This window comes from Chelatococcus composti (assembly GCF_014201415.1).
Taxonomy (GTDB): Bacteria; Pseudomonadota; Alphaproteobacteria; order Rhizobiales; family Beijerinckiaceae; genus Chelatococcus_A; species Chelatococcus_A composti.
The window spans coordinates 261,122-286,392 of sequence record NZ_JACHEH010000003.1; the positions used below are offsets into that span (position 1 = coordinate 261,122).

Genomic DNA, 25,271 nt, shown 5'->3' on the forward strand with positions numbered 1-25,271 from the left:
GTGTCCGCTGCGGGAATGCGATGCCGCAGCCTAGCCGGCCGGACCGGGAGGCTCAATCAGCCAAAGGGCGAGGCTGTGGCGTCAGGGCGCAACCGGCGCGGGTAACGGCAGCCCCTTGGTGGCCATGACAGTGCGGGCCTTGTCGGGAAAGTCGGTGATCAGCCCGTCGACGCCCCAGTCGATCAGCCGCGCCATGTCCTCCGTCTCGTTCACCGTCCATGGAACCACGGACAGCTCCATGTCCTGCGCATCGTCGACGAGCGCCTCGGTGAGGTTGCGGAAGTTGGGGGACCATGTGGTACAGCCTGCCTCGGCCACCAGCGCCGGCACGGACTCGAAATCGTCCACGTCGAGGCCGCCGAGCCAGGGGGAGCCTTCTTCCTTGCCGCGCTGGAGCGTGTCGAAACTGCCCTCGCTCGTCAGGCACACGCGCGGGATGTCGGGCGCTATTTCCCTGAGCGCCATGAGCGTGCGCCAGTCGAAGGACTGGATGGTGGCGCGCTCGCGCAGGCCGGCCTTGTCGATGGCCTTCGCCAGGGCTGCGGCAAACGCGCGCGGCTCGGGTGTGGCGGCGTCTGGCAGCGGGCTCGACTTGGTCTCGATGTTGAAGCGCACGTCCCTTGCGCCGAGGCGTTCGGCGAGGGCGAAGACCTCCTCGAGTGTCGGGATGCGCGCGCCGTCGGCCGGCGTCTGGTCCGGAAAGGCCCTGGCGGTGCGGCTGCCCGGCCTGGCACGGCCGACGTCGTAGCCCCGCAGCTCCTCCAGCGTCATCTCGGTCAGCGCCTTGCCCGGCCCGGTCAGGAACGCGCCGTCCGGGCTGCGCGTGATGTCGGGGTTAAGGCGGGGATCGTGGGCGACGACAATCACGCCGTCGCGCGTCATGCCCACGTCGAGCTCGAGCGTCGTAACGCCGATGCGCAGGGCCTTCTCGAAGGCGGGCAGGGTGTTCTCGGGCGCAAGGCCACGCGCTCCGCGATGGCCCTGCAGGTCGAAGGCCAGCGCCCCGGCACCGCCGAGGAGAAGGGCGAGGCAGGCCATGCCGGTGCGGAGCAGGGCGAGGTTGGCGAACGGCGCCATGGCTGTCCTGTCGTGCGTGCCCCCCGGAGGGGAGGGAGAGAATCAGATGAGGGCGACAAGCCCATCATAGGCCAGCTTGAAGCCGACGAGCACGAGCAGTCCGTAGACGAGGCGGTAGAAGGCGGCGGAGTCCACGCGGCGCACCAGCCAGACGCCCGCCATGGTGGAGGCGATTGCGACCGGCATCAGCGCAAGCGACGTCATGAGGTTCTCGTTTGTGAACTGGCCGAGCCAGACATAAGGCGCCACCTTCATGATGTTGACGGCGGCGAAGAACCACACCGTTGTGCCCACCAGCACGTCCCGCGGCAGCTGCAACGGCAGCACGTAGACCTGGAACGGCGGCCCGCCGGCATGGCTGATGAAGCTGGTGAAGCCGGATATGCCTCCCCACAGGAGGCCCCAGGCGACGCCGCCCGGCCGCTCGCCCGCCGCCTGCTTGGCCAGATTGAGCCACCAGTTGAGGGCGAAGACGACGGCGATCAGGCCGACGGCGAGCCGCACCGCCGCTTCCGAGACCGCCGCGGCGGTGAAGGTGGCGAGGATGACGCCGACGAGCGCGCCCGTGAGCGTGATGGCGAGCAGGCGCTTGTTGAGGTGCTTGCGGAAGGCGTAGAGGCCGACCGCGTCCTGCACGATGAGGATGGGCAGCATGATGGCCGCGGCCTGCACCGGCGACACGGTCAGGGCCATGAGCGGAAGGCCGAGGATGCCAAGCCCGACGAAGCCGCCTTTGGCGAGGCCGACGATAACGACCGCCGGGATGGCGGCGAGATAGAAGAGGGGATCGGTGATCATTCGGCACGGCCCGGAGGGAGCCCTTTGGTAGTGAGCCTCTCCGAAAGTCTCAAGGCGGCTGGCCGCCGGGCTGCTATGCTTGCAATGCCGGACACGCTTCCGGGCAAGAGTTGAAGGGCACTCCCCGCCGGCCGGGCCATCTGTCCGCGGGGGCGTGCCCCGGCCAAGGGGAGGAGAGCCAGCATGATCGCCGCGTCGAGGGGATCAGCAGCACACAGCCGCTATGGAGAGGTCTACGAGGCCTGGCGCCGGGACCCGCTCGCCTTCTGGGGGCAGGCGGCCCAGGCCATTGACTGGATGCGCCCGCCGTCGGAGGTTTTCGCCCCCTCCCTCGGCGTCTATGGGCGCTGGTTCCCGGGAGCGGTCTGCAACACCTGCTTCAACGCGGTCGACCGGCATGTCGACGCCGGGCGCGGATCCCAGCCGGCCATCATCTACGACAGCCCGGTGACCGGGGCGAAGCGCGTCATCTCCTACAACGGCCTTCTGTCTGAGGTGCGCGTCCTGGCCGCCGTGCTGCGCGACATCGGGGTGGGCAAGGGCGACCGGGTGGTCATCTACATGCCCATGGTGCCGGAGGCGGTGGTGGGCATGCTCGCCTGCGCCCGCATCGGCGCCATCCATTCTGTCGTCTTCGGCGGCTTCGCCGCGCGTGAGCTGGCGCAACGCATCGCCGACGCCGAGCCGAAGGTGATCCTCTCCGCCTCCTGCGGCATCGAGCCGAGCCGCGTTGTCGCCTACAAGCCGCTCCTCGACGAGGCGATTGACCTCTCCCCGGCCAAGCCCGAGGTGTGCCTCATCCTCCAGCGTCCGCAGGCGGAGGCGAGCCTCGTCAAGGGGCGCGACCTTGATTGGACGGAGACCGTGAACAGGGCGCGCGCCGCCGGCAAGGCAGCGGACTGCACGCCGGTCGAGGCGACTGATCCGCTCTACATCCTCTATACCTCCGGCACGACAGGGAAGCCCAAGGGCGTGGTGCGCGACAACGGCGGGCACATGGTGGCGCTGACCTGGTCCATGCAGAACCTCTACGGCATCGCGCCGGGGGAGGTGTTCTGGGCGGCGTCCGACATCGGCTGGGTGGTGGGCCACAGCTACATCGTCTACGGGCCGCTGCTTTCCGGCTGCACCACCATCCTCTACGAGGGCAAGCCCGTTGGCACGCCCGACGCCGGTGCCTACTGGCGTGTCATCGCCGAGCACGGCGTGGCAACGCTGTTCACCGCGCCCACCGCCTTCCGCGCCATCCGCAAGGAGGACCCGCAGGGGCTGCTGATCGACAACGTCGACATGACGAACTTTCGCGCCCTCTTCCTCGCCGGCGAGCGGGCGGATCCCGATACCGTGCAGTGGGCGGAGAGGGTGCTCAACGTGCCGGTGATCGACCACTGGTGGCAGACAGAGACGGGCTGGGCCATCGCAGGCAATCCGCTCGGCCTCGGGGCGCTGCCGGTCAAACACGGCTCGGCGACGGTGCCGATGCCCGGCTACGACGTGCATATCCTTGACGAGGCGGGCCAGGACCAGCCGCGGGGTGTCATGGGCGAGATCGCGGTGAAGCTGCCGCTGCCGCCCGGCTGCCTGCCCACCCTGTGGCGGGCCGATGAGCGCTTTCGCGAGAGCTACCTCGAGGCGCTTCCCGGTTTCTACAAGACCTCGGACGCCGGCTATATCGACGAGGACGGCTATCTCTTCGTCATGGGGCGGACGGACGACATCATCAACGTCGCCGGCCACCGCCTGTCCACCGGCGGCATGGAAGAGGTGATTGCCGCCCATCCGGACGTCGCCGAATGCGCCGTGGTTGGCGCGAGTGATCCGGTGAAGGGGGAGGTGCCGGTCGGCTTCGTGGTGCTGAAGAGCGGTGTCGCCCGTCCGCCGGAGGAGATCGAGGCCGAGATCGTCGCGCGCGTGCGTGCGGAGATCGGTCCCGTCGCTGCCTTCAAGCTCGCCGTTACCGTCGCCCGCCTGCCCAAGACGCGCTCGGGCAAGATCCTGCGCGGCACCATGAAGAAGATCACGGACGGCGAAACCTGGTCCGTGCCCGCGACCATCGACGATCCGGCGGCGCTGGACGAGGTTGCCGCCGTGCTCGCCCGTCGCCGGGGCAGGGCGGCGGCGCCATAAGAAGAAGCCACGCCATGAGACAAGGCGGCGCCACGAGAAAAACCCCGCGGCGGATGCCGCGGGGCCGATGGGCTCTCAGAGCTCCTCGTCTTCCTCGTCGTCCGGGCGCTTGAGCTGCTTGAGCTTGGCGAAGACGGAATCGACGTCGAGCTCTTCCTCTTCCTCGCGGCGCGGACGCGACGTGTCGCCGAAGGGCTGCACCTCCTCCTCGGGCGCCGTGGTGACCTCGGCCGGCAGCAGCGTCTGGTCGTCCTCCGGCACCACCTTCGGCCGGTCCTTGGCGGCGCGGGCGACCTCGAAGTCGAGATCGATCTGCGAGCACAGGCCGAGCGTGACGGGGTCCATCGGCGTCAGATGCGCCGCGTTCCAGTGGGTGCGGTCGCGGATCTGCTGGATGGTGGTCTTCGTCGTGCCGACGAGACGCATGATCTGCGCGTCCTTCAGCTCCGGGTGGTTGCGCAGCAGCCAGAGGATGGCGTTGGGCCGGTCCTGGCGGCGCGACACGGGCGTGTAACGCGGGCCCTTCTTGCGCTTCACCTCGGGCAGCTTGACCTTCGGCGGGGCGAGCTTGAGGCGATAGGAGGGATCGGCCTCACCCCGGCTGATCTCGTCGCGGGTCAGCTGGCCATTCACGGTCGGATCGAGACCCTTGATGCCGGCTGCAACCTCGCCGTCAGCGATGCCTTTCACCTCGAGCGGGTGCAGCTTGCAGAAGTCGGCGATCTGATCAAACGTCAGCGCCGTGTTCTCGACGAGCCAGACGGCGGTCGCCTTCGGCATCAGCGGTCCGGTGGACATGGTCGGCTCCTTAAAAGACAAGTTCGGGGGCGTCCGGCGCCCCGGCCTGGCGGACACGGTTTCCCTGCGCTCCGACTCGACGGGAGCCGGAGCAATCATCGATCGTCGATGACGGGGACTGGCCGCTATATAAGCGCGTCGCGTCGATCTGGCAAATGATCGCAGACGATCGCGGCGAGGTCTTGTCGCAGACCCGTCCGCACCGCCGCGGCCGCTGCAGGCTGACCGCGCCTGTGAAAGAAAAAGCCGGGGCTCAGGGCCGCCTCTCGCGCAGGCGGGCGAGACGCTCGTTGAGCTCGACAGCGAATTCCTCGCCGAAGTCGGCCGCCTCGTAGACGGGGCGGATCTCGATCTCGCTTGGCCCCGGCATGGGATTGGGGCAGCGCTTCACCCAAGCGACCGCCTCGTCCATGTCCTCGACTTCCCAGAGCCAGAAGCCGGCAACGAGCTCCCGCGTCGCGGGGAAGGGGCCGTCGACGACGGTGCGATCCGGCCCGTCGAAGACGATGCGCTTGCCCGCGGATGAAGGTTTGAGCCCGTCGCCTGTCACCAGCACGCCGGCCGCGATGAGTTCGTCGTTGAACCGGCCCATCGCCTTGAGCATCTCGGCGGAGGGAGGGGTGCCGCGCTCGCTGTCTTCCGTCGCCTTGACCAGGACCATAACGCGCATGTCTCGTCTCCTAGGGTTTCGTTTTCCCGGGCTTCCCCGTTTCCTTCCCGGGACAGCATTGCTGCAATCGGCGGTCATGCCGAGCAAAACTTTCCGAGCAGGATGTTCGTGCGTCGGGTGGGAGAGGGAGCCGTCTTGGCCGGCGGCTGGCAATCTGCGGCGCCCCGTCCTAGATTTGCCCCTCCGCAACTGGCGACGGGAGGGAGGACATGCAGGACATCTTCGGCGACGAGCCGCGCAAGGGTCCTCTCGGCAAGACTCCCCTGATCCACGAGATCGGGCAGGATCTCTCGGCACTGTCGCTCGATGAGATCGAGGACAGGATCACGCTGCTCAAGGCGGAGATCGCCCGGCTCGAAGGGGCGAGGGAGGCCAAGCGCGCCTCGCGGCAGGCGGCGGACGCCTTCTTTCGCTGATCCATCCTGAGCGGGTCGGCCTGTGCCGCGGCGGGACGGGAGCCCCGCAACGAGACGTGCCAGGTTAACCGACCGTTAAGGTTTCCGATTTATAACAACAACCATCCAGTCTTCTGGATGCCGAGTGGCTCCTGTCCACTCTGTTTGACGCCTCCCTGTTATCACTTCGAGCCGCCCCTCGGGCGGCTCTTTTTTGGTGCCCGGCGGGGCCGTCCGGGGAGGCCGACGGGGCGGAAGAGGCTATCGGCGCCAAGGGGCTGGCCGGTCCTGTCGATGCCCCGAGGCGGGCGGGATTTCGTCGGGCCGGCCCGGCATGCATGCTCTCAAACTCTGCCGCTTTCTCTCCTCGGGCAGTTTCGTTAACCTATTGCTGAGGTGATTGGCGGCAAACTTGCAACGTGTCTCCCGCAACGAGTGCAACGTTCCATTTCGGAACAGCTTGGTGGCGGAACCGAGGGAGGCGCGAGGACCTATGAGCGAACAGAGCAAGCTCCGCAGCGAGCACAATGAGGATACGGCCCTTATTCCTTTCGGGCGCAGCTTCGTGGCCTCCGAGGCTTTCCGGCTGCTGTTCCGTGAGGGGATGGACCTGATCGAGGAGTCTGCGGCCTATCTCGACGGGCCGGGACGTGAGGAAAGCCGCCAGCTGACGCGGCAGGCGGCGCTCGCCTATGCGGCCGAGAGCATGCGCCTGACCACGCGCCTCATGCAGGTCGCGTCCTGGCTGCTCCTGCAGCGCGCCGTGGCGGAGGGCGAGCTGACGCCCGAGCAGGCCATGCAGGAGAAGCACAAGGTCAAGCTGACCTGGCAGAATTCACCGACATCGGGCGATCTCGTCGCGCTCCTGCCCGAGCGCATGCGCGAGCTCATCGAACATTCACTGCGCCTGCAGGAGCGGGTGCTGCATCTCGACGCGCTGCTGAGCGGCGAGAGCCTTCTTGCCTCCTCGACGAGCCCGGTCGCTCTGCAGCTCGGGCGCCTGCAGTCCGCCTTCTCCCGGCACTGACCGCCATTTTCCGTTTCCGGACAAGCAAAAGCCCCGGCAGTGTCGCCGGGGCTTTTGATTTGGGAAGGAGGCGGAGGTTCCGCCCCGCCCTTACTTCTTGCCGAAGTTGAAGCCGGCGAAACGGCTGTTGAAGCGCGAGACGCGGCCGCCGCGGTCCACGAGCTGCTGCGAGCCGCCGGTCCAGGCCGGGTGGGTGCGCGGGTCGATGTCGAGATTCAGCACGTCGCCTTCCTTGCCGTAGGTCGAGCGCGTGACATATTCCGTGCCGTCGGTCATCACGACCTTGATGAAGTGGTAGTCCGGGTGCGTATCGGTTTTCATGGCGGTGTCCTTGTCCAACGCCGCGCCGCACGTCTCACGCCGGCAGCAGCGCGTCACGACGACGACGGATATTCCTGAAAGGTCGCGACCCTATAGCGCAGCGCCAAGACGGATACAAGCAGGGCAGAAAGGCCCAAATCGCCGCGGACGGTCGGCGAGTGGAAGGAAGGGATGATGGCAGCGGGCAGAGGCCGCATGAAGACGGACGACGGGACGGCACAGGGGGGAGCGGCCGGCGGGAAGGCCGAGCGCGCATCGCTCGCGGCGCTCAGGCCGCTGGTGCCATTCGCGCTCGCCTATCGCGGTCGCATCGCGGCGGCGCTCGTGGCCCTCGTCGTCGCCGCGGGGGCGACGCTCGCGCTGCCGCTGGCGGTGCGCCGGGTGATCGACGGCGGCTTCTCCGATCCCGACAGCGGCATGATCAATGCCTATTTCGGCACGCTCGTCGTTGTCGTCGCCGTGCTCGCCGTGGCGAGCGCCGCCCGCTACTATCTCGTGACCACCCTCGGTGAACGGGTGGTGGCGGACCTGCGCACCGCCGTCTTCCGCCATCTCCTGTGGCTTGACCCGGGCTTCTACGACAGCGCGCGCAGCGGCGACATCGCCTCGCGCCTCGCCGCCGACACGACGCAGATCAAGGCCGCCTTCGGTGCGAGTGCCTCGATCGCGCTGCGCAACCTTTTTCTCTTCCTTGGCGCCGCAACGATGATGGTGGTGACGAGCCCGCGCCTGTCGGCTCTTGTCCTCGCGGCGATCCCGGTCATCGTCCTGCCGCTCGTCGCTTCGGGGCGCAGCGTGCGCCGGCGCTCCCGCGCCGCCCAGGACAGGCTGGCGGATGCCTCCGCTTTCGCCACCGAGGCGGTGGGGGCCATCCGCACCATGCAGGCGTTCGGTGTCGAGGCGGCGACGGCCGAACGCTACAGAGCCGCGGCGGAGAACGCCTTCGAGGCTGCGCGCGCCTCCATCCGCGCGCGCGCCTATCTCACGGCGGTTGCGCTCTTCCTCATCGCGGCGAGCGTGGTGGCGGTGCTGTGGTATGGCGCACAGGACGTGCTCGGCGGGCGCATGAGCGCCGGCCGGCTGTCCCAGTTCGTGCTCTATGCGGTTTTCGCCGCTGGCGCGCTCGGCGAGCTCAGCCAGGTCTGGGGTGAGGTGTCCCAGGCGGCGGGCGCGGCCGGCCGGCTGTCGGAGCTGCTCGCCACACGTGCGAGCGTGGCCTCGCCCGCCTCGCCCGTTCCCCTGCCGCAGCCGCCACGCGGCACGGTGGCCTTCCGGAATGTGTCCTTCGCCTATCCGAGCCGGCCGGACCGTTCCTCCCTCCACGCGCTCGACTTCTCTGTTGCGGCGGGCGAGCGCGTGGCGATCGTCGGGCCGTCGGGTGCCGGCAAGACCACCGTCTTCCAGCTGATCCTTCGCTTCTACGACTGCCAGGACGGTGCCGTGCTGGTCGACGGCGTCGACGTGCGCCACGCCGATCTCGTGGAGCTGCGCCGCCGCATCGCCTATGTGCAGCAGGAGGCGGCGATCTTCGGCGCGAGCGTGGCCGACAACATCCGTTACGGTCGCCCCGACGCTTCCATGGAGGAGGTACGCCGCGCCGCGGAGCTGGCTGCGGCTGATGGCTTTATCGCGGCGCTGCCGCAGGGCTATGACACGCTGCTCGGTGAACGCGGGGTGACGCTCTCCGGGGGGCAGCGCCAGCGCATCGCCATCGCCCGCGCTGTCCTGAAGGATGCGCCCATCCTCCTTCTCGACGAGGCGACCTCCGCCCTCGATGCCGAGAGCGAACGTCTCGTGCAGGAGGCGCTCGACCGGCTCATGCAGGGCCGCACCACCATCGTCGTCGCCCACCGGCTGGCGACGGTCCAGTCGGCCGACCGCATCCTCGTCATGGACGAGGGACGCATCGTGGAGGAGGGCACGCACGCGACACTGGCGGCGCGCGGGGGGCTCTATGCGAAGCTTGCCCGCCTGCAGTTCGGTGACGTGCCGGCCGAGGTGCTCGCGGCGAAGTAACCTGCGGACGGCGGCGCTGCCGCACCCCGCGCGCGCCGTTACCGCTCGGTCAACTTCAGCTCGATGCGCCGGTTGCGGCGGTAGGCGTCCTCGCTGTCTCCCAGCTCGATCGGCTGGAATTCGCCGAAGCCGGCGGCGAGCAGGTGTTGGGGTGGCACGCCCTTCTCGACGAGATACTGCACGACCGAGATGGCGCGCGCCGCCGACAGAGCCCAGTTGGACTTGTACTGGCCCGTGCCGGAGAGCGGGCGCTTGTCCGTATGCCCGTCAACGCGCAGCACCCACGGGATGTCCGGCGGGATCTCGCGCGCAAGCTCGAGGACGGCACTCGCGATCTTGTCGAGCTCGGCCATGCCCTCGGGACGGAGCGTCGCCTGGCCCGTGTCGAACAGAACCTCCGATTCGAAGACGAAACGGTCACCGACGACGCGGATGTCCGAGCGGTTGCCGAGGATCTGCCGCAGGCGGCCGAAGAAGTCGGAGCGGTAGCGGGCGAGCTCCTGGACGCGCTGGGCGAGCGCCGTGTTGAGGCGCGAGCCGAGGTCGGCGATGCGCGCCTGGGACTGCCTGTCACGCGCTTCCGAGGCCTGCAGTGCCTCTTCGAGCGCCGCGAGTTGGCGGCGCATGGCGGCGAGCTGCTGGTTGAGCAGCTCGACCTGGGCGAGGGCGCGGGCCGACACCTCCCGCTCGGCGGACAGGGCGCCCTCCAGCTCGCCGACGCGCCGGCTGGCGGCATCGCCCGCTGCTGCGCCGCTTGCGAGCAGGCCAGAGAGGCGGTTGCGCTCGGCCTCGCTCGCTTCCAGCGTCGATTGCAGGAGCGAGAGATTGTCCTGCAGCTCCTTCTTTGAGCCGCGCTCGAGGGCGAGCAGCTCGGTCAGCTCGGCAATCTGCTGGTTGAGCCGCTGCAGGGCCGTGTCCTTGCCGGAGATCTCCTGTGACAGGAAGAACTGCAGCAGCATGAAGACCGACAGCAGGAAGATGATGGACAGGACGAGCGTCGACAGCGCGTCGACGAATCCGGGCCAGTAGTCGATCCGGCGCTCGGGCCGGCGGGCGCGCGACAGGGCCATGCTAGTCGATCCGCGCGCGCTCGGCGTTCAGGCGCTCGAGCAGCAGCTTGATCTCGCGCTGGTGGCTCGCCTGGGCTTCCACCCAGTCGCGGATCATCTGCTGCTCGGTGCGCATGTGCTGGACAAGGCCCTGGATGCCCTCGGCGAGATTGGCCATGGCATGGGTGGCAGCCCGGCCGCTCTGGCCCTCGCTGACGGCGACGGTGAGCCGCTCCAGTGCGGCGGCGACATCCTGGCTCGCGGCGAGGGCGGGCGTGCCGGGCATGACATCGAGCGTGACGTCCGCGACCGTGGCGGCGAGCCAGTCCTCCAGCTCCGTGTAGAAGCGGTTCTGCGCCTGTCCGGCCTGCAGGTCGAGGAAGCCGAGGACCAGCGAGCCGGCGAGGCCGAAGAGCGAGGACGAGAAGGAGATGCCCATGCCGCCGAGCGGTGCGGCGAGACCCGCCTTGAGCTCGTCGAAGAGGGCGGTCGCCTCCCCGCCGGTGCGCATGGACTGGATGACCTTGCCGACCGAGCTCACTGTCTCCAACAGGCCCCAGAAGGTGCCGAGCAGGCCGAGGAAAACAAGCAGCCCCGCAAGATAGCGGGTGATGTCGCGGCTCTCGTCGAGGCGCGCGGCGATGGAATCGAGGATGGCTCGCAGGGTTGCCGTGGGCACACCGCCGCGGCCCAGACGGTCGCCGATCAGCGTCGCCATGGGCGCAAGCAGCACGGGCATGTCGATGAGGGCGACGCCCTCACCGCTGCGGCGAAGGTTGTTGACCCAGCGCACCTCGCGGAAGAGGCGGGCCACCTGGCGCAGGGCAAGCACGATGCCGATGAGCAGCACCCCGAGGATGATGCCGTTCAGCGCCGGGTTGGTGAGGAAGGCGGCCCAGATCTGGCGGTAGAGCATGAAGGCGATGAAGCCCACCAGAATCAGGAAGACGCCCATGCGGACCAGGTAGATCCGGGGAGAGGAGAGCTTGATGGAATCGCCGGCCGCCATCTCAGACCATCGGGTTGTGTCCAGAGGGACTATACACCCATGTTCGCCGGGGAATACCCGGCGATCAAGGCCGGCGCGCGTTGCGGCGCACGCCGGCAATGGCTCTTCCTCGCACGGCTTGTCGGCATCTTCATGACTGCGCGACAAGCCGCGGCGCGGTGCGGCGGGGAGGGCGCCTCAGGCGCGCGCGCCCTTCAGCACCTCGACCAGCTCGCGGTGCAGTGCCTCGTTGCCGCAGGCGATGGAGCCGCTGGCGAGCGGGTTCACGCCGCCGTCGGCGTCGCTCGCGAAGCCGCCGGCCTCGCGCAGGATGGCGAGGCCGGCCGCCATGTCCCATGAGTTGAGGCCCCGTTCCCAGAAGCCATCGAGCCGCCCGCAGGCGACATAGGCAATGTCGAGCGCGGCCGAGCCCGAGCGGCGCACCCCGGCGGCGCGCACCGAAACGGCGGCGAGCTCGCGGATGAGCTGGCCGTGGCCGCCCTTGCCGAGATGCGGAATGCCGCAGCCGACGAGGGCCTGCGACATGTCGCGCCGGCCCGAGACGCGGATGCGCCTGTTGTTGAGGAAGGCGCCCTTGCCCTTCTCGGCGACGAACATCTCGTCCTTGATGGGGTCGTAGATGACGCCGGCCACCAGCTGCTCGTCGCGCTCGAGGCCGACCGAGATGGCGAAGTGTGGGAAGCCGTGCAGGAAGTTAGTCGTGCCGTCGAGCGGGTCGATGTGCCAGCGGTGGCTCTTGTCACTGCCCTCGACGATGCCACTCTCCTCCATCACGAAGCCATAGCCGGGGCGGGCCTTCTCCAGCGCCTCGCGCAGGGTCTTTTCCGCCTTGCGGTCGGCGGCCGAGACGAAGTCGCCCGGCCCCTTCAGTGTCACCTGCAACGCCTCGACCTCGCCAAAGTCGCGCTTGAGCGAGCGGGCCGCCTTCATGACGGCATCGGTCATCACGGTGATGAGAGGGGAGCGGATCATGCCTTGCGATCTTTCATTACTGGAGTGCGGCCGGGCGCGGTTTGCCCCCGCTGCGCGGCGCGGTCAAGGGCCGATGCCGAATTCGAGGCGCTCGGCCCGTTCACGGGCGTTGTCGGCGGCAGTCTTGCGCTGCTCGTCGGTCAGGGACTTGAGGGCGTCGTCGAGCCAGCTGTCGGCGAGGCCGGCCTGGGCGGCGAGCATGTGCCACGTGGCGGCCTCCACCGGGTCCGCCGGCCGGCCGCGGCCGGCGGCGAGGATGCGCGCCAGCCGGTTCTGGGCGATGGGGTTGCCCCGCCAGGCCGCGCGCTCGAACCAGCGCGCCGCCTCTTCCTCGCTGCGGGCCGTGCCGTCGCCGTTGAAGAGGGCGATGGCGTATTCCACCTGGGCCGGCAGGTTGCCGTTCTCGGCCGCGCGTGCCAGCCACTCGGCCATCTTGACGCGGTCGGGCGGCACGCCGCGCCCCTCTCTGTAGAGCACGGCGAGCGCATACTGCGCATCGGCGATCTCGGCCGCCGCCGCCCGTTGCAGCAGCTCCACGGCCCGTGCGTCTCCCCCTTCGGTGTGTCGTGGCAGCAGCAGCAGGGCGAGATTGTAGCAGGCGACTGGATGGCCCTTGGCCGCCGCCTGTTCCAGCAGCGCCTCGGCCTGCGCCCGATCCTTCGGAACGCCGAGCCCGTCCATGGTCAGCATGGCCAGGGCGAAGGTGGCGTTGGCATCGCCCCGCTCGTGCGCAAGCCGGTACCACGAGGCGGCCTCGGTGAAGTTCTGCGGGACCGCCAGGCCCTGGGCGTAGAGCTCGCCGAGCAGGGTCATGGCGGCGGCGTCGTTGCGGTTGGCCTCCACGCGCGCCGTCGCGTGCTTCAGGGCCGAGACGTAGAGCCCCCGTTGGTAGGCGCCGTAGGCGAGGTCGTTGCGGTCGCTCGGCAGGGTGGGAATGACAGGGGTGTTCTGCGGCGCCGGCAGCATGGGGGCGCGCCCCGTTTCGGCGGGGGCCGCGCCTTCCGCTGGCGCGGGCAGCTGCTGGCCCGTGGCGGGCTGGCCGAGCGCGGCAGCAGGCAGCAGCACGGCGAGAACGGCGGCGACGCACGACCTCATCGTTGCGGCACCTCGGCGGATGAGAGCGCCCCGAGCGCGCAGGCCACGGCCTTGGCCGGCCCTTCGGGGGCGGACCAGATCGCTTCGCCGACGGCGACGAACTCGACGCCCGTCTCGGCCAGCGGCGTCACGTCCTCGAGCGTGGGGGCAAAGGCCACGCAGGGCACGGAGAAGATCTCCGCCCACCAGGCCGCCCGCTCGACCACCTGGGAGAATGGGGGCAGCGTGGCGTTGAGCAACGGCTCGCCGAACATGACGTAGTCGACGTCCATCTCCCCTGCGACCATCGCATCGTGTTTGCTGCGCAGTCCGCCGATGCCGACGATGCGCTCGGGTTTCATGGTGTCAAGCGCCTCGCGCGCCGCCTCGATCTCGTCGGCCGAGCCGGAGCCGGTCAGGTGCACGCCGTCGGCCCCGCCGCGGACGGCGACGACGGGCGTGCCGGCGACGATGACCGCCGCCCCCTGGTTCTGGGCGATGGGCGCGAGCGCCTTCACCTGCTTGATGGCCGCCCGCTCGTCACTCGTGGCGAGCCGCAGCAGCACGGCCGCGATGTCGCCAACCTCGCAGGCCGCCGCGAGCTGGGGGGCGAAGGCCTCGACATCGGTGATGATCGGCGAGACGAGATAGAGACGAGGCGTGAGGTCGGACATGGCCGTTGAGGTATCCGAGTGACAAGAGCAGTGCCGGTCCGATCGTGAGGCAATCCTACAGGCTTCTGCTTCGAGGCGGCGTCGTCCGCGCCAGCTGCCGGCAGCGCGAGGTCGCGGGCGACTCTAGAGTGCCGTGCCGGAATGTGGAAAGCGGTTTTTGAAATACCGAGGGCCGCCGTGTGGCGACCCTCGTGTTCGTTTCCCGGTTCCCGGCCTGGACGGTCGAAATCAGGCGATCTTCGGTGCGAGCTCGCCCGAGCGGTAGCGCTTCGCCATCTCGGACAGCGGAATGGGCTTGATCTTGCTCGCGTGGCCCGCCGTGCCGAACTGCTCGAAGCGCTCCTTGCACAGCTTGGTCATCGCCTCCATCGCCGGCTTCAGATACTTGCGCGGGTCGAACTCTTCCGGGTGCTCGGCGAGGATGCGGCGGATCTGGCCGGTCATCGCCATGCGGTTGTCGGTGTCGATGTTGATCTTGCGCACGCCGTGCTTGATGCCGCGCTGGATCTCCTCGACCGGCACACCCCAGGTCTGGGGCATCTTGCCGCCGTACTTGTTGATGATGTCCTGCAGCTCCTGCGGCACGGACGAGGAGCCGTGCATGACGAGGTGCGTGTGCGGCAGGCGGCGGTGGATCTCCTCGATCACGTGCATGGCGAGGATGTCGCCGTCCGGCTTGCGCGAGAACTTGTAGGCGCCGTGCGAGGTGCCCATGGCGATGGCGAGCGCGTCAACCTGGGTCTCCTGGACGAACTTCACCGCCTCGTCAGGGTTGGTCAGGAGCTGGTCGTGGCTGAGCTTGCCCTCGGCGCCGTGGCCGTCCTCCTTGTCGCCCATGCCCGTCTCGAGCGAGCCGAGCACGCCGAGTTCACCCTCCACCGAGACGCCGCCGTAGTGGGCCATCTCGGCCACGCGGCGGGTGATATTGACGTTGTAGTCCCAGTCTGCCGGCGTCTTGCCGTCTTCCTTCAGCGAGCCGTCCATCATCACGGAGGTGAAGCCGTGCTGCATGGCGGTGACGCAGGTCGCCTCGTTGTTTCCGTGGTCGAGGTGCATGCACACCGGGATGTGCGGATAGAGCTCGACGAGCGCGTCGATGAGACGGGCGAGCACCACGTCGTTGGCATACTGCCTTGCGCCGCGGCTCGCCTGGATGATGACGGGCGCGTCAACGGCGTCGGCCGCCGCCATGATGGCGAGGCCCTGCTCCATGTTGTTGATGTTGAATGCCGGCACGCCGTAGCCGTATTCGGCGGCGTGGTCGAGCAGCTGACGCAGGGTGATCCGAGCCACTTTCTTTCTCCGCTAGACAGGTCGGGCGTTGGCCGCCCGGCTCATTATGGTTGCCGCGCCTCAGCCGGCGCGCAAGGCCTCGACGCCGGGCAGGGCTTTGCCTTCCATCCATTCGAGGAAGGCTCCTCCCGCCGTCGAGACATAGGAAAATGCATCCGCCACGCCCGCGTGGTTGAGCGCCGAGACCGTATCGCCGCCACCGGCGACGGAGACGAGCTTGCCCTCGCGTGTGCGCTCCGCCGCATGCCGCGCGGCCGCGACGGTGCCGGCGTCGAAGGGCGGCAGCTCGAAGGCGCCGAGCGGGCCGTTCCAGACGAGGGTCGCCGCGTCGTCGATGGCGGCGCGCACGCGCTCGACGGACTGCGGGCCGACGTCGAGGATCATGCCATCCTCGGGGATGGCGTCGAGGCCGTAGGCCTGGGACGGGGCGTTGGCCTCGAAGTGCCAGGCCACCACCGCATCGACCGGCAGGATGATCGCGCAGTTGTGGGTCGCGGCCTTCTCCATGATCTTCAGCGCCGTTGTGGCGAGATCCTTTTCGGCCAGGGACTTGCCGATGGCGACGCCCTGGGCGTGCAGGAAGGTGTTGGCCATGCCGCCGCCGATGACAAGCGCGTCGACCTTGGTGACGAGGTTTTCGAGCAAGTCGATCTTCGTCGACACCTTGGCACCGCCGACGATGGCGACGACCGGGCGCTTCGGCGCCTCGAGGGCCTTGGCGAGGGCCTCGAGCTCGGCCTGCATGGAGCGCCCGGCATAGGCCGGCAGCACGTGGGCGAGGCCCTCGGTCGAGGCGTGGGCGCGGTGGGCGGCGGAGAAGGCGTCGTTGACGTAGATGTCGCCGTTGGCGGCGAGCGCCTTCACGAACTCGGGATCGTTCTTCTCCTCGCCCGGATGGAAACGGGTATTCTCGAGCAGGACGATGTCGCCGTCCTTGAGGGCCGCGACGGCCCTGGCTGCCGCCTCGCCGATGCAGTCCTCGGCGAAGGCGACCGGCCGGCCCACGTGCTCGGCCACGGCGGCCACCACGGGGCGCAGGCTGTCCTTTGGCTCGGGCTTGCCCTTCGGGCGTCCGAAATGGGCGAGCAGCACCACACGGCCGCCGGCTTCGGCGATCTCGCGGATGGTCGGCACGACCCGCTCGATGCGCGTCGCATCGCTCACGCGGCCGTTCTCCATCGGCACGTTGAGGTCGACACGCAGCAGGACTCGCTTGCCCTTTACCTGCACGTCGTCCAGCGTGCGAAAGCTCCGCGTGTCAGGGCTGGTCCCTTGGCTCATTATCCAATGCCTCCGGGCAGGAACTTGATGAGGGCGACGGTGAAGCTCGCGGCCAGGACCGCCGCGATGAGCGCCGTGACGATGAGGGCCGAATAGCCCGGCAGGCGGGCCACCCTGTCGTTCAGCGCGGCAAGATCGCTCTGGCGGGCGAGTTCGCCCGAGAGATTCGAAGTGGCCTGCACCTTGTCCTCGAGGCGCAGCATCAGCGCCTCGGCGCGGGCCTGTTTCTCCTCGATCCGCGCGGCCTTTTCCTCGATGCGGGCAAGCTGCTCGGCGAGCGAGCGGGCGCTCGGCGTCGGGGCGGGAGCCGGTGAAGGTTCTGCAGGGGCGGCGGGGGCCGCCGGCGGCGGGGCCGGCGCGGGAGCGGGCACGGCGGGAGCGGCCGCCGGCTCGGCATCGGTGGCCGACGGAGGCAGAAAGGGTTCGATGCGTTCACCGCCAGTGTCGCTCATCACGGTCTCCCGTTCGCCCAGCCGAACCCATCAGACAACGCGGGGCGCGGACGTTGGGTCCGCGCCCCGGTGGCATTCAGAGCAGCTTGCCCATCGCAACGGCCGTGTCGGCCATGCGGTTGGAGAAGCCCCACTCGTTGTCGTACCAGGACATGACACGCACCAGCGTGCCGTCCATCACCTTCGTCTGGTCCAGGGCGAAGGTGGAGGAATGGCTGTCGTGGTTGAAGTCCACCGAGACGTTGGGGCTCGCCGTGAAGTTGAGGATGCCCTTCAGCTCCTGCCCGGCGGCGCGCTTGATGGCCTCGTTGACCTCTTCCTTCGTCGTGGGCCGGCTGGCGATGAACTTGAAGTCGATGACCGAGACGTTCGGCGTCGGCACGCGGATGGAGACGCCGTCGAGCTTGCCGTTGAGCTCCGGCAGCACGAGGCCGACCGCCTTGGCGGCGCCGGTCGAGGTGGGGATCATGCTCAGGGCCGCCGCGCGGGCGCGGTAGAGGTCCTTGTGCATGGTGTCGAGTGTGGGCTGGTCGCCGGTGTAGGCGTGCACCGTCGTCATGAAGCCCTTCTCGATGCCGATGGCGGCGTGCAGCACCTTCGCCACCGGCGCGAGGCAGTTCGTCGTGCAGGAGGCGTTGGAGACGACGAGGTGATCCTTCGTCAGCTTGTCGTGGTTGACGCCATAGACCACCGTGAGGTCGGCGCCGTCGGCCGGGGCAGAGACGAGGACGCGCTTGGCGCCGGCATCGAGATGGGCCTTCGCCTTCTCCTTCGAGGTGAAGATGCCCGTGCACTCGAGGGCGATGTCGACGCCGAGCTCCTTGTGCGGCAGCTCGGCCGGGTTGCGGATGGCGGTGACCTTGATGGGGCCGCGGCCGACGTCGATCGTGTCGCCGTCGACCTTCACCTCGCCCGGAAAGCGGCCGTGGACCGAATCGAAGCGCAGCAGATGGGCATTGGTCTCGACGGGCCCGAGATCGTTGATGGCAACGACCTCGATGTCAGTCCGCCCGCTCTCGATAATGGCGCGCAGGACGTTGCGGCCGATGCGTCCGAAACCGTTGATGGCTACCCGAACCGTCATGGTGTTCACTCCCTCGATCTGTTGCCGTGAGACACGGCGCATTCGGCGAAACTGAGGCAGGAGGCGCCGTTCAGGCGCCGCGCCGCGCGAGGACGCGCTCCACGACGGCCTCGGCCGTGATGCCGAAATGCTTGTAGAGCTCCTTGTAGGGGGCGCTGGCGCCGAAGCTCGACATGCCGACGAAGATGCCGTCGGGTCCGATCACCGCATCCCAGCCGAAGCGCACGGCTGCCTCGATTGCGACCTTGACGGGCGCATCGCCGATGATGTCGCGGCGCACTTCCTCGGGCTGGGCGAGGAAGAGGTCGAGCGACGGCACGGAGACGACGCGGGCACCAATGCCGCGCTCGGCAAGCAGCGCGCGCGCCGCAACCGCAATCTCCACCTCGGAGCCCGAGGCGAAGAGGGTGACGGCTGTCTCGCCCTCGGCGGCGGCGAGCTCGTAGGCGCCGGTGGCGCACATGTTCCAGTCGGTGAAGGCCGTGCGCAGGGCGGGCAGGTTCTGGCGGGTGAGCGCCAGGACCGTCGGGCCGTCACGCCGCTCGATGGCGAGCTGCCAGCACTCCAGCGTCTCGACGGCGTCGGCCGGACGGAAGACGCGCATGTTGGGCATGGCGCGCAGGCTGGCGAGATGCTCGACCGGCTGGTGTGTCGGCCCGTCCTCACCGAGGCCGATCGAGTCGTGCGTCAGCACGTAGATGACCTGCGTGCCCATGAGCGCGGCGAGGCGCATCGCGGGGCGCGCATAGTCGGCAAAGACGAGGAAGGTGCCACCGGCGGGGATGAAACCGCCGTGCAGGGCAAGGCCGTTCATCGCCGCCGCCATGCCATGCTCGCGGATGCCGTAATGGATGTAGCGTCCGCCGTAGTTGCCGGGCCCGACCGCGTCGAGGTTCTTGGTGCGGGTGTTGTTGGAGGGCGTCAGGTCGGCGGAGCCGAGCACGAGTTCGGGCACCGCTTCCGTCAGCGCGCCGAGAGCTGTCTCGCTCGCCTTGCGGGTGGCAAGGGTGGGTGCCGTCTCGGCGAGCTGCCGCTTCAGGCGGGCGACAGCCTCGTCGAGGCCGGGAAGTGGCGTGCCGGTGATGCGGCGGGAGAACTCCTCGCGCAGCTCAGGATCCATGGCGGCGAGGCGGGACTGCCACGCCTCGCGCGCGGCCCGGCCGCGCTCGCCGATGGCGAGCCAGGCGGAGCGCACGTCCTCGGGAATCTCGAAGGGGCCGTATTCCCAGCCGAGGCGCTGCTTGGCCGCACCGAGCTCCTCGGCGCCGAGCGGCTCGCCGTGCGCCTTGGAGGTGCCGGCCTTGTTCGGCGCGCCGTAGCCGATGGTGGTGCGGCAGGCGATGAGTGTCGGGAACGCGCTCTCGCGGGCTGCCGTGATGGCATCGGCAATGGCCTGCGGGTCGTGCCCGTCGACGCGGGTTGTCGCCCAGCCGGCTGCCTCGAAGCGCTTCAGCTGGTCGACGGAATCGGACAGCGACAACGGCCCGTCGATGGAGATGCCGTTGTCGTCAAAGAGGACGATGAGACGGTTGAGCCGGAGATGGCCGGCGAGCGCGATGGCCTCCTGGCTCACGCCTTCCATGAGGTCGCCGTCGGAGGCGAGCACATAGGTGTAGTGGTTGACGAGATCGTCACCGAACTGGGCGTTGAGCATGCGCTCGGCGAGTGCCATGCCGACGGCCGTGGCAATACCCTGGCCGAGCGGGCCGGTGGTTGTCTCGACGCCCGCGGTGACGAAGTTCTCCGGGTGCCCCGGCGTCTTGGAGCCGAGCTGGCGGAAGCGCTTGATCTCGTCCAGCGTCACGTCCGGGTTGCCGGTGAGATGCAGCAGTGCATAGAGCAGCATCGAGCCGTGCCCGGCCGACAGCACGAAACGGTCGCGGTCGGGCCAGCGCGGATCGGCCGCGTCAAACTTCAGGAAGCGCGAGAAGAGGACGGTGGCGATGTCGGCCGCCCCCATGGGCAGGCCGGGGTGGCCGGATTTGGCTTGTTCCACCGCGTCCATGCTGAGGGCGCGGATGGCATTGGCAAGGCGGGCGTGCTCGACGGGAGAAGTCACTGGATCGTTTCCGGTACGCTCGAAACCAGGGTCTGACTGCGCGTTCGACGCCGCTTGCGACGTGGGCCGGCACAGCCGCGGGGGCGCGGGCTTGATAGCAGGTCGTCTTTGCGAGTCAATGGAACGACGGCCGGCATGCGATTCCCCACGCCGCCGACAGTCATTGGGTGAGATCATGGCGCGATCGCAGGCAATGCTCAATGCAGCACTCGAGCGGCTCGAGGCCGCGGTCGCCGGGCTCGAGCGGGCAGCGGCACGGCGGCTCGAGCTGGAGCAGCGGCGCGGCGACCTCGAGACGGAGCTGTCGCTGATGCAGGACGACAGGGCGCGGCTCGCCGTCGAGCTCGACGGCGCGCTCGCCCGGCTGGAGCGACTGGAAGCCGCAGCGGACGATGTGTCGCGGCGGGTCGAGCGGGCCATGGGGGCGGTGAAGTCGGTGATGGGCGCCGAGGGCCAGCCCTAGAGCCGAGAGGAAAGAGCAATGCCGCAGGTTTCGGTTACCATTGCCGGGCGCCTCTACCGCATGGCCTGCGGGGAGGGCGAGGAGGAGCACATCGAGCAGCTCGCCGCCAGCCTCGACCGCCGCATCGAGGAGATGCGCACGGCCTTCGGCGAGATCGGCGACATGCGCCTGCACGTCATGGCCGCTCTCACCATCGCCGACGAGCTGAGCGAGGCCAAACGTGGCCTCGAACGGCTCGAAGGCGAGGTTGCGGCACTGAAGGAGGCCGTGGGCGCGGGCGACGAGCGGCTGGGCGATGTCGAGGAGCGGCTGGCGGGCGCCCTCTCCGTCCTGGCCGAGCGCATCGAGCGCGTGACGAAGACGCTCACGCCCTCGGCCCAGCAGAGCCAGAGCTGAACGAGGGCTGGGGGCAGCCCGTTCGCGCCTCTAGCAATCCGCCCGGCACCGTCCTATCTTTGCCGCGCGGGCGCTGCGGGGTGCGTCAGGAGAAACTATCCCCGGGGCCTTATCGATCCTAAAGGGAGCTGTTCCTCGCCTTGTCCGTGGACTTGGCGACACGGCGCCCACCTACTTTGTAGGTCTCCCGGGATCGATACTCCAACGGCCATCGCGGCTCCGCACCGTCTTCATCCGCCGGCGAGGCCAGTCGACGCGTGCACGCCCTTTCCGGTTCCCCTTCCAAGGACGAGCTGCGCCGCGCCGCCCTCGCGCGGCGGGACCAGGTGGCGCTCGACGTCGACACGATGGTGGAGGCCGCCGAGGCCTTGCGCGACAACGCGCTTTCCCTGCCGGAGCTGGCCGGGGCCGGGCCTGTGGCAGGCTACTGGCCGATCCGCAGCGAAATCGATCCGCGTCCCATCCTGGAAGCCCTGGCCGACCGGGGATGCGCCCTCGCGTTGCCGGTATGCACGCCGCAGGGGCTCGTCTTCCGCGCCTGGCAGCCGTGGCAGCCGCTGGTGCCGGCCGGCTTCGGCACGCTCGGCCCGCCCGAGACGGCCGAGGAGGTGACGCCGCGCGTTCTCCTCGTGCCACTCGCCGCCTTCGACCGGGCAGGCCATCGCATCGGCTACGGCAAGGGCCACTACGACGGCGCCATCGCCCGGCTCTCGGTGGTGGCGGGGATGGTGACGACCATCGGCCTTGCCCTGGCCTGCCAGGAAGTCGCGCGTGTGCCGGCAGAAAATCACGACCGGCGACTTGACGTCGTCGTCACGGAAAGCGAAGTGATCCGCCCGGGAGCGGTCTGAACTTCGCGCGAGGGGGCCGCTGGTCTGCCGCCATCGGGGAGTTCACATGCGCCTTCTCTTTCTCGGGGACATTGTCGGCCGGGCGGGACGCACGGCCGTCGTCGAGCGGCTGCCGGGCCTGCGCGAGCGCTGGGGTCTCGACCTCGTCGTCATCAATGGCGAGAATGCGGCCGGGGGCTTCGGCATCACCGAGGCGATCTGCGACGAGGTGCTGGCCGCTGGCGCCGACGTCATCACCCTCGGCAACCACTCCTTCGACCAGCGCGAGGCGCTCGTCTTCATCGAGCGCCAGCCGCGCCTGCTGCGCCCCGCCAACTACCCGCGTGGCACGCCCGGCCGCGGGGCCACGGTCGTCGAGGCCCGCAATGGCGCGCGCGTCCTTGTGATGAACGTGATGGGCCGCCTGTTCATGGACCCGCTCGACGACCCCTTCACCGTCGTCGCGCAGGAGCTGGAGGCCTGCCCGCTGGGCACGGCCTGCGACGCTGTTGTCATCGACGTGCATGCAGAGGCGACCAGCGAGAAGCAGGGGATCGCCGCCTTCGTGGACGGCCGGGCGAGCCTCGTCGTCGGCACACACACCCACGTGCCGACCGCGGACGGGCGCATCCTGCCCGGTGGCACGGCTTATCTGTCCGATGCCGGCATGTGCGGCGACTACGACTCGATCCTTGGCATGCAGAAGGACGAGCCGATCCGCCGCTTCCTCGAGAAGACCCCGGGCAGCCGGCTCGAGGCCGCGAACGGGGAAGGCACGCTCGCCGGCATTGCCGTCGAGACGGACGACGCGACCGGCCTCGCCCGCCGCGTGGCGCATGTGCGCATTGGACCACATCTTGCGCCGAGCGGGCCGGACTTCTGGGAATAGCCAGGGCCGCGCCCCTTTCTTTATTTTCGACGACAGCCGCCGTATAAGGCGCCATCCATTCCAGACGGGGTCGACCTGCGGGCAGCCGGAGCTGCCCGTGGTGCCCCGTATCCGCCGGAGGACCGATGGCCGGACATTCACAGTTCAAGAACATCATGCACCGCAAGGGCAAGCAGGATGCCCTGCGGTCGAAGCTCTTCTCCAAGCTGGCGCGTGAAATCACCGTTGCGGCCAGGCTCGGCCTGCCAGACCCTGCGATGAACCCGCGCCTGCGCGCCGCCGTCCTTGCCGCGCGCGCGGAGAACATGCCGAAGGAAAACATCGAGCGCGCCATCAAGAAGGCCTCGGGCGGCGATGCCGAGAACTATGAGGAAATCCGCTACGAGGGCTACGGGCCGGGCGGCGTCGCCGTCATCGTCGAGGCGATGACCGACAACCGCAACCGCACCGCGTCGGACGTGCGTTCCTACTTCACCAAGAGCGGCGGCAACCTGGCCGAGACGGGCGCCGTGTCCTTCATGTTCGACCGCGTCGGCTACATCACCTTCAACGCCTCCGTCGCGTCTGGCGACGACATGCTCGAGGCCGCCATCGAGGCCGGTGCCGATGACGTCGTCTCGGGCGAGGAGATGCACGAGATCTACTGCGAGCAGGGCGCCCTGCACGAGGTCGCCAAGGCGCTCGAGGAGAAGTTCGGCGAGCCGACGGCCACCAAGCTCGTGTGGAAGCCGCAGAACACGGTCGCCGTCGACGACGAGACGGGCGAGAAGCTGATGCGCCTCATCAATTTGCTCGAAGAGCACGATGACGTGCAGAACGTCTATGCCAACTTCGAGATCTCCGACAGCCTCGTGGCGAAACTGAGCGCCTGAGCTGCTGTGCGTCCGGCGCACGGCAGCTCCCCGCCGGGCGCCGATGCGCGCTGCCGTTGCGGCGGCTATGGATGCGCCACTGTTCAGTGGCGTGCCGGAGGGGCGAATGGCAGTGCACACCGAGGGCGCGGTCGAGGAGGCCGCGGCAGCGCGGGTTGCCGCGCGCAAGGGCCAGTTCCTCGGTATCCTCGGTGCCGTCACCGCGATCTCCATCTGGGCAGGCTGGCAGATCGCCACGCGCCACAGCGCCTCGACCAGCCTGACGCCCTTCGATCTCGCATTTCTGCGCTACGGCGTGGCATCACTCCTGCTGGCGCCGGTGCTGCTGCGCAGCGGCCTGTTGCCGAAGCCCGCGAAGCTCTGGACCATTGCCGGCATGGTTGCAGGCGCGGGCCTGCCCTTCGGGCTCGTCGCAATGGCCGGGGCGCGCCTCGCGCCTGTCGCCCACATGGGCTCCATCATGCCGACTACTGTGCCGATGTTTGTGATGCTCTTCGGCGCGCTGTGGTTCGGCGAGCGGCCGACACGCACGCATTTCATCGGCTTCGCCCTCATCTTCGCAGGCGTCGCGGCCATCATCGGGCCGAGCCTTGGCGACGCCGCAGGCAGCTGGCGGGGTGACCTGCTGTTCGTCTGCGGCGGCGCGCTGTGGGCCGTCTACACGTTCGGCATCCGGCAGAGCGGGCTGACAGGCTGGCAGGCGGCCGCGGTACTCAACGCCTGGTCCTTCCTGCTCCTGCTGCCGATCTGGTACCTGTCCGGCAACAGCGGCTTTCTCGTCGCGTCCTGGCAGGAACTCGCCATGCAGGTGCTGTGGCAGGGCATCCTGTCGGGCGTCGTTGGCATCGCCGCCTATTCGCTCGCCGTGCGCCGCCTCGGTGTCACCGTGGCAGCTGCCTTCTCGGCGCTGGTGCCGGCCATGTCCTCCTTCGGCGGTATGCTGTTTCTTGGCGAGAGCCTGTCGCCGCTTGCTATCGGCGCGCTGCTGCTCGTGACTGTCGGCTTCCTCTTCGCGAGCGGCGCCGTCGGCGCCCTGGCCGGCGCCGGCAGGCGCGGCGGGTAAAGAGGCTGGCCGTTCGCCCTTTGTTCGGCTAAAGCCGAAGGCATGGGCGCTGACGCGATTCGCATCCTCGGCATCGACCCCGGCCTGCGCAGGATGGGCTGGGGGGTTGTCGACGTGTCCGGCACGCGCCTGTCCTTCGTCGCCTGCGGCTGCGTGACCTCCGGTAACGAGCTGCCACTGGCCGAACGCCTGCGCCAGCTTCACGACGGGCTCACCGAAGTCGTGCGAGCGCATCGGCCGGACGAGGTGGCAGTGGAGGAGACCTTCGTCAACAAGGATGCGCAGGCCACGCTGAAGCTCGGCCACGCGCGGGCCGTGGCCCTGCTGGTGCCGGCGCTCGCAGGGCTCGATGTGGCCGAGTATGCGGCCAATCTCGTGAAGAAGACGGTGACGGGCGTCGGCCATGCGGAGAAGCACCAGATCGCGGCGATGATCAAGGTGCTGCTGCCGAAGGCAGTGGCCACGACGGCGGACGCCGCTGACGCGCTCGCCGTCGCCATCACCCATGCCCAGCACCGGCAGGCGCGGGCGTTGCGCAGGTCTCTGGCGCTATGATGGGGACGCGATTCGACAGGCGGATGC

At 69.0% G+C, this 25,271-nt stretch carries 26 protein-coding genes and 1 other RNA gene; 12 read left to right on the plus strand and 15 right to left on the minus strand.

Going from position 1 to position 25,271, the window contains the following annotated elements:
• Positions 1-81 precede the first annotated feature (81 nt).
• On the minus strand, positions 82-1,077 hold the full coding sequence (locus tag HNQ73_RS07470; RefSeq protein WP_183333806.1) for a glycerophosphodiester phosphodiesterase: 996 nt from the start codon (positions 1,075-1,077) through the stop codon (positions 82-84).
• Positions 1,078-1,119: 42 nt separating this feature from the next.
• The gene (locus tag HNQ73_RS07475) at positions 1,120-1,875 is read right to left on the minus strand and encodes a sulfite exporter TauE/SafE family protein (RefSeq protein ID WP_183333808.1); all 756 of its coding nucleotides are present in this window, start codon (positions 1,873-1,875) and stop codon (positions 1,120-1,122) included.
• 183 nt (positions 1,876-2,058) lie between these two features.
• Here HNQ73_RS07475 and HNQ73_RS07480 point away from each other — a divergent pair, with 183 nt between their 5' ends.
• Complete coding sequence (locus HNQ73_RS07480; RefSeq protein ID WP_183333810.1) at positions 2,059-4,002, plus strand: propionyl-CoA synthetase; 1,944 nt, start codon at positions 2,059-2,061, stop codon at positions 4,000-4,002.
• Between the two features lie 75 nt (positions 4,003-4,077).
• Here HNQ73_RS07480 and HNQ73_RS07485 read toward each other — a convergent pair whose 3' ends face one another.
• Together HNQ73_RS07485 and HNQ73_RS07490 are read right to left on the minus strand one after the other, a co-directional pair.
• Positions 4,078-4,800, minus strand: coding sequence for a DUF1013 domain-containing protein (locus HNQ73_RS07485; protein WP_183333812.1), 723 nt, complete (start codon positions 4,798-4,800; stop codon positions 4,078-4,080).
• 253 nt (positions 4,801-5,053) lie between these two features.
• Positions 5,054-5,470 carry a YciI family protein gene (locus HNQ73_RS07490; RefSeq protein WP_183333814.1) on the minus strand — a complete coding sequence of 139 codons (417 nt, stop codon included), beginning with the start codon at positions 5,468-5,470 and terminating at the stop codon, positions 5,054-5,056.
• A gap of 209 nt (positions 5,471-5,679) precedes the next feature.
• On the opposite strand from HNQ73_RS07490, the gene HNQ73_RS07495 reads away from it, so the two are divergent.
• Together HNQ73_RS07495 and rcdA are read left to right on the plus strand one after the other, a co-directional pair.
• The gene (locus HNQ73_RS07495; protein WP_183333816.1) at positions 5,680-5,886 is read left to right on the plus strand and encodes a DUF1192 domain-containing protein; all 207 of its coding nucleotides are present in this window, start codon (positions 5,680-5,682) and stop codon (positions 5,884-5,886) included.
• A 472-nt stretch (positions 5,887-6,358) separates the two neighbouring features.
• Positions 6,359-6,892: a protease adaptor protein RcdA gene (gene rcdA / locus HNQ73_RS07500; RefSeq protein ID WP_183333818.1), complete on the plus strand. Its 534-nt coding sequence runs from the start codon at positions 6,359-6,361 to the stop codon at positions 6,890-6,892.
• A 90-nt stretch (positions 6,893-6,982) separates the two neighbouring features.
• Here the strand turns inward: rcdA and rpmE are convergent, their stop codons facing one another.
• A complete protein-coding gene (rpmE, locus tag HNQ73_RS07505; RefSeq protein WP_183333820.1) occupies positions 6,983-7,213 on the minus strand; it encodes a 50S ribosomal protein L31 in 231 nt (76 codons plus the stop codon).
• Positions 7,214-7,408: 195 nt separating this feature from the next.
• Here rpmE and HNQ73_RS07510 point away from each other — a divergent pair, with 195 nt between their 5' ends.
• Complete coding sequence (locus HNQ73_RS07510) at positions 7,409-9,229, plus strand: ABC transporter transmembrane domain-containing protein (protein ID WP_183333822.1); 1,821 nt, start codon at positions 7,409-7,411, stop codon at positions 9,227-9,229.
• Positions 9,230-9,267: 38 nt separating this feature from the next.
• On the opposite strand, the gene HNQ73_RS07515 is transcribed toward HNQ73_RS07510, so the two are convergent.
• From HNQ73_RS07515 to tkt, 10 genes are all read right to left on the minus strand, one after another.
• On the minus strand, positions 9,268-10,299 hold the full coding sequence (locus HNQ73_RS07515) for a peptidoglycan -binding protein (protein WP_183333824.1): 1,032 nt from the start codon (positions 10,297-10,299) through the stop codon (positions 9,268-9,270).
• 1 nt (position 10,300) lies between these two features.
• Positions 10,301-11,287, minus strand: coding sequence for a flagellar motor protein MotA (locus HNQ73_RS07520; protein WP_183333826.1), 987 nt, complete (start codon positions 11,285-11,287; stop codon positions 10,301-10,303).
• 177 nt (positions 11,288-11,464) lie between these two features.
• Positions 11,465-12,259 (minus strand): inositol monophosphatase family protein, encoded by a 795-nt coding sequence (locus tag HNQ73_RS07525; RefSeq protein ID WP_183333828.1) that lies wholly within the window; start codon positions 12,257-12,259, stop codon positions 11,465-11,467.
• Positions 12,260-12,322: 63 nt separating this feature from the next.
• Positions 12,323-13,354: a tetratricopeptide repeat protein gene (locus HNQ73_RS07530; protein WP_183333830.1), complete on the minus strand. Its 1,032-nt coding sequence runs from the start codon at positions 13,352-13,354 to the stop codon at positions 12,323-12,325.
• Positions 13,351-14,007 carry a thiamine phosphate synthase gene (locus HNQ73_RS07535; protein WP_183333832.1) on the minus strand — a complete coding sequence of 219 codons (657 nt, stop codon included), beginning with the start codon at positions 14,005-14,007 and terminating at the stop codon, positions 13,351-13,353. Before HNQ73_RS07535 ends, HNQ73_RS07530 begins: the two co-directional genes overlap by 4 nt.
• A 228-nt stretch (positions 14,008-14,235) precedes the next feature.
• Positions 14,236-15,300 (minus strand): class II fructose-bisphosphate aldolase, encoded by a 1,065-nt coding sequence (fba, locus tag HNQ73_RS07540; protein WP_183333834.1) that lies wholly within the window; start codon positions 15,298-15,300, stop codon positions 14,236-14,238.
• 60 nt (positions 15,301-15,360) lie between these two features.
• Complete coding sequence (locus HNQ73_RS07545; protein WP_183333836.1) at positions 15,361-16,581, minus strand: phosphoglycerate kinase; 1,221 nt, start codon at positions 16,579-16,581, stop codon at positions 15,361-15,363.
• Complete coding sequence (locus HNQ73_RS07550) at positions 16,581-17,033, minus strand: hypothetical protein (RefSeq protein WP_183333838.1); 453 nt, start codon at positions 17,031-17,033, stop codon at positions 16,581-16,583. The genes HNQ73_RS07545 and HNQ73_RS07550 overlap by 1 nt, the downstream gene beginning before the upstream one ends.
• 76 nt (positions 17,034-17,109) lie before the next feature.
• Positions 17,110-18,117 carry a type I glyceraldehyde-3-phosphate dehydrogenase gene (gene gap, locus HNQ73_RS07555; protein WP_183333840.1) on the minus strand — a complete coding sequence of 336 codons (1,008 nt, stop codon included), beginning with the start codon at positions 18,115-18,117 and terminating at the stop codon, positions 17,110-17,112.
• A 70-nt stretch (positions 18,118-18,187) separates the two neighbouring features.
• Positions 18,188-20,122: a transketolase gene (gene tkt / locus HNQ73_RS07560; RefSeq protein ID WP_244650017.1), complete on the minus strand. Its 1,935-nt coding sequence runs from the start codon at positions 20,120-20,122 to the stop codon at positions 18,188-18,190.
• A 247-nt stretch (positions 20,123-20,369) separates the two neighbouring features.
• Between tkt and HNQ73_RS07565 the strand changes: the two genes are divergently transcribed.
• The 8 genes from HNQ73_RS07565 to ruvC all read left to right on the plus strand — a co-directional run bounded on the left by HNQ73_RS07565 (position 20,370) and on the right by ruvC (position 25,244).
• Complete coding sequence (locus tag HNQ73_RS07565) at positions 20,370-20,639, plus strand: DUF4164 domain-containing protein (protein WP_183333844.1); 270 nt, start codon at positions 20,370-20,372, stop codon at positions 20,637-20,639.
• 18 nt (positions 20,640-20,657) lie between these two features.
• On the plus strand, positions 20,658-21,035 hold the full coding sequence (locus HNQ73_RS07570) for a cell division protein ZapA (protein ID WP_183333846.1): 378 nt from the start codon (positions 20,658-20,660) through the stop codon (positions 21,033-21,035).
• Positions 21,036-21,102: 67 nt separating this feature from the next.
• Positions 21,103-21,259, plus strand: a non-coding RNA gene (gene ssrS, locus HNQ73_RS07575) — 6S RNA.
• A 33-nt stretch (positions 21,260-21,292) separates the two neighbouring features.
• Positions 21,293-21,886: a 5-formyltetrahydrofolate cyclo-ligase gene (locus tag HNQ73_RS07580; protein WP_183333848.1), complete on the plus strand. Its 594-nt coding sequence runs from the start codon at positions 21,293-21,295 to the stop codon at positions 21,884-21,886.
• Between the two features lie 46 nt (positions 21,887-21,932).
• Positions 21,933-22,754 (plus strand): TIGR00282 family metallophosphoesterase, encoded by an 822-nt coding sequence (locus tag HNQ73_RS07585; RefSeq protein ID WP_183333852.1) that lies wholly within the window; start codon positions 21,933-21,935, stop codon positions 22,752-22,754.
• Positions 22,755-22,879: 125 nt separating this feature from the next.
• Positions 22,880-23,626 carry a YebC/PmpR family DNA-binding transcriptional regulator gene (locus HNQ73_RS07590; RefSeq protein WP_183333854.1) on the plus strand — a complete coding sequence of 249 codons (747 nt, stop codon included), beginning with the start codon at positions 22,880-22,882 and terminating at the stop codon, positions 23,624-23,626.
• A gap of 106 nt (positions 23,627-23,732) precedes the next feature.
• Positions 23,733-24,689 carry a DMT family transporter gene (locus tag HNQ73_RS07595; RefSeq protein WP_183333856.1) on the plus strand — a complete coding sequence of 319 codons (957 nt, stop codon included), beginning with the start codon at positions 23,733-23,735 and terminating at the stop codon, positions 24,687-24,689.
• Positions 24,690-24,731: 42 nt separating this feature from the next.
• Positions 24,732-25,244, plus strand: coding sequence for a crossover junction endodeoxyribonuclease RuvC (ruvC, locus tag HNQ73_RS07600; RefSeq protein ID WP_183333858.1), 513 nt, complete (start codon positions 24,732-24,734; stop codon positions 25,242-25,244).
• Positions 25,245-25,271: the final 27 nt, after the last annotated feature.